Below are 3,348 nucleotides of genomic sequence, written 5' to 3' on the forward strand. Positions count from 1 at the left end.
AGGCGTTGGAGAAGTACTCCACCGATCTGACCGCAGCCGCGCGTGAAGGCAAGCTGGACCCAGTCATCGGGCGCGACAACGAGATTCGTCGCGTCGTGCAGGTGCTGAGCCGTCGCACCAAGAACAATCCGGTGCTGATCGGTGAGCCCGGCGTCGGCAAGACCGCGATCGTCGAGGGCCTGGCCCAGCGCATCATCGCCGGCGACGTGCCGGAGAGCCTGCGCGACAAGACCGTCGTCTCGCTCGACCTCGGCTCGATGGTGGCAGGCGCCAAGTACCGCGGCGAGTTCGAGGAGCGGCTCAAGGCCGTCCTCGACGACATAAAGAACTCGGCGGGGCAGGTCATCACCTTCATCGATGAGCTGCACACCATCGTGGGTGCCGGTGCCACCGGCGAATCGGCGATGGACGCGGGCAACATGATCAAGCCGATGCTGGCCCGCGGCGAGCTGCGGATGGTGGGCGCCACCACGCTCGACGAGTACCGCAAGTACATCGAGAAGGACGCCGCCCTCGAGCGGCGCTTCCAGCAGGTATTGGTCGGCGAGCCGTCGGTCGAGGACACCGTCGGCATCCTGCGCGGACTCAAGGACCGCTACGAGGTACACCACGGCGTTCGGATCACCGACTCCGCACTGGTGGCAGCGGCCACGCTGTCCGACCGCTACATCACCTCGCGCTTCCTGCCCGACAAGGCCATCGACCTGGTCGACGAGGCCGGGTCGCGGCTGCGCATGGAGATCGATTCCCGACCCGTCGAGATCGACGAGGTCGAACGCCTGGTGCGTCGCCTCGAGATCGAGGAGATGGCGCTCGCCAAGGAGGAGGACGACGCGTCCAAGGACCGTTTGGAGAAGCTGCGCGCCGAATTGGCTGATCACCAAGAGAAATTGGCACAACTGACCACAAAATGGCAGAACGAGAAGAACGCCATCGACATCGTCCGCGATCTCAAGGAACAGCTCGACACCCTGCGTGGTGAGTCCGAGCGTGCCGAACGCGACGGCGACCTCGCCAAGGCGGCCGAGCTGCGCTACGGGCGCATACCCGAGATCGAGAAGAGGCTCGACGCCGCACTGCCTCATGCGCAAGCCCAAGAGAACGTCATGCTCAAGGAGGAGGTCGGCCCCGACGACATCGCAGAAGTGGTTGCGGCGTGGACCGGTATCCCGGCCGGCCGGATGCTCGAGGGCGAGACGGCCAAGCTGCTGCGCATGGAGGACGAGCTCGGCAGGCGCGTCGTCGGCCAGAAGAAGGCCGTCCAGGCGGTCTCGGATGCAGTGCGCCGCAGCCGCGCCGGCGTCGCGGACCCGAACCGGCCGACTGGCTCGTTCCTGTTCCTCGGCCCCACGGGTGTCGGCAAGACCGAACTCGCAAAGGCGCTGGCGGACTTCCTGTTCGACGACGAGCGGGCGATGGTCCGCATCGACATGAGCGAGTACGGCGAGAAACACTCCGTCGCGCGTCTGGTCGGTGCGCCGCCCGGCTACATCGGCTACGACCAAGGCGGTCAGCTGACCGAGGCGGTGCGCAGGCGCCCGTACACGGTCGTGTTGTTCGACGAGGTGGAGAAGGCCCACCCGGACGTGTTCGACGTGCTGCTGGCGGTGCTCGACGAGGGCAGGCTGACCGATGGTCAGGGCCGCACGGTCGACTTCCGCAACACCATCCTCATCCTGACGTCCAACCTGGGCTCGGGTGGCACCGAGGAGCAGGTGATGGCGGCGGTGCGCGCGGCGTTCAAGCCGGAGTTCATCAACCGCCTCGACGACGTGCTGATCTTCGACGCCCTGCAACCCGACGAACTGGTGCAGATCGTCGACATCCAGCTGGACCAGCTGCAGAAGCGACTGGCCCAGCGCCGGCTCATCCTCGAGGTGTCGCTGCCTGCCAAGAAGTGGCTGGCCGATCGCGGCTTCGACCCGCTCTACGGGGCCCGGCCGCTGCGGCGGTTGGTGCAGCAGGCCATCGGCGACCAACTCGCCAAGCTGCTGCTGGCCGGCGAGGTGCACGACGGCGACGTGGTGCCGGTCAACGTCCGCGCGGACGGGGACGGCCTGGTTTTGGGCTGAGCGCTTCACCGCGAGCAGTCCGCGCAAGCCGCGGCTCCAGCAAAGGTCCTCGATACACGGCGTGTCGGGGACCTTTTGTGTCTCGCGGTGGTCTGACGGGACGGATCTAACCCGCCGCATGATCGCAGGCGACTGCGACCTCGAGGGCTGAGCAGATCTCGTGCATCCGGGTGTCGGCCAGTCTGCCAAGGCGGCTGACGAGCACTGCGACTGAGACGCTTTCGACCGAGTCGAGGTTGACCGCCGAACGTCGCGGCACGGGATCCTCACCCGGCTCGAGAACGACTTCGCTGGCCAGCCCTCGAATCGTGGTCGTGCACGGCGCGACGAGTGCTCGTCGAAGCCGGGGGATCGCCGCGTCGCGGGACAAGACGACGACGGGGCGCCTGCCGACCTCGGAAATCTCGGACCACCACACCTCCCCGTGGGCAGGAAGCGCGCTCACGAGGCGCCTGCTGCGCGCCGCCACGACGCCAGCTCGCCCCATTCGTCCGGCTCGCTCAACTTAGCTGCGGGCAGATTGCCGAGTACGTGATCCGGTTGTGATCCGTTTGAGTTCGGAGACCATTGCCTCTAGCAGATAGGCTAGGGGCAATGGTCCCGCTCTGGTTCACGCTGTCTGCACTCTGTTTCGTGGGTGCGGCCGTGTTGTTGTACGTCGACATCGACCGTCGACGCGGTCTGGGGCGCCGCCGTAAGTCCTGGGCGAAGTCCCACGGGTTCGACTACGAGCACGAGTCGACCGACATCGTGAAGCGCTGGAAGCGTGGCGTGATCTCCACGGTCGGCGACATACCGGCCAAGAACGTGGTGCTCGGACAGATCCGCGGCGAGGCCGTGTTCATCTTCGATCTCGAGGACGTGGCGACGGTCATCGCGCTGCACCGCAAGGTCGGCACCAACGTCGTCGTCGACGTGCGGCTCAAGGACATCAAGGAGCCGCGCGAGAGCGACATCTGGCTGCTCGGCGCCATCGGTCCGCGGATGGTGTACTCGACCAACCTCGACGCCGCCCGCCGCGCCTGCGACCGCCGCATGGTGACGTTCGCGCACGCGGCGCCCGACTGCGCCGAGATCATGTGGAACGAGCCTAACTGGACGCTGATCAGCATGCCGGTGACCAGCACCAGGGCCCAGTGGGACGAGGGCCTGCTCACCGTCCGGCAGTTCAACGACCTGCTGCGCGTGTTGCCGCCGATCCCGCAGCCCGGCCAGAACGGCCTTGCCGGCCAGGCCGTCGCCCGGCGCGGCGGATCACCTGGCCGCCCGGTGGCCC

At 67.1% G+C, this 3,348-nt stretch carries 3 protein-coding genes; 2 read left to right on the forward strand and 1 reads right to left on the reverse strand.

Translation table 11 applies throughout. The features are described 5' to 3' along the window. The coding region (locus tag QOC69_RS01685) for an ATP-dependent Clp protease ATP-binding subunit (protein WP_526435725.1) at positions 1 to 2,072 on the forward strand (2,072 nt) is incomplete at its 5' end. 106 nt (positions 2,073 to 2,178) lie between these two features. On the opposite strand, the gene QOC69_RS01690 is transcribed toward QOC69_RS01685, so the two are convergent. Continuing rightward, entirely contained in the window at positions 2,179 to 2,517 is a 339-nt protein-coding gene (locus QOC69_RS01690) for a type II toxin-antitoxin system PemK/MazF family toxin (protein ID WP_526435727.1), read from the reverse strand. A gap of 149 nt (positions 2,518 to 2,666) precedes the next feature. Here QOC69_RS01690 and ttfA point away from each other — a divergent pair. Then, a partial coding sequence (gene ttfA / locus QOC69_RS01695; protein WP_526435729.1) for a trehalose monomycolate transport factor TtfA occupies positions 2,667 to 3,348 on the forward strand: 682 nt, incomplete at its 3' end.

It is taken from the genome of Mycobacterium sp. (assembly GCF_032162105.1).
Classification (GTDB): domain Bacteria; phylum Actinomycetota; class Actinomycetes; order Mycobacteriales; family Mycobacteriaceae; genus Mycobacterium.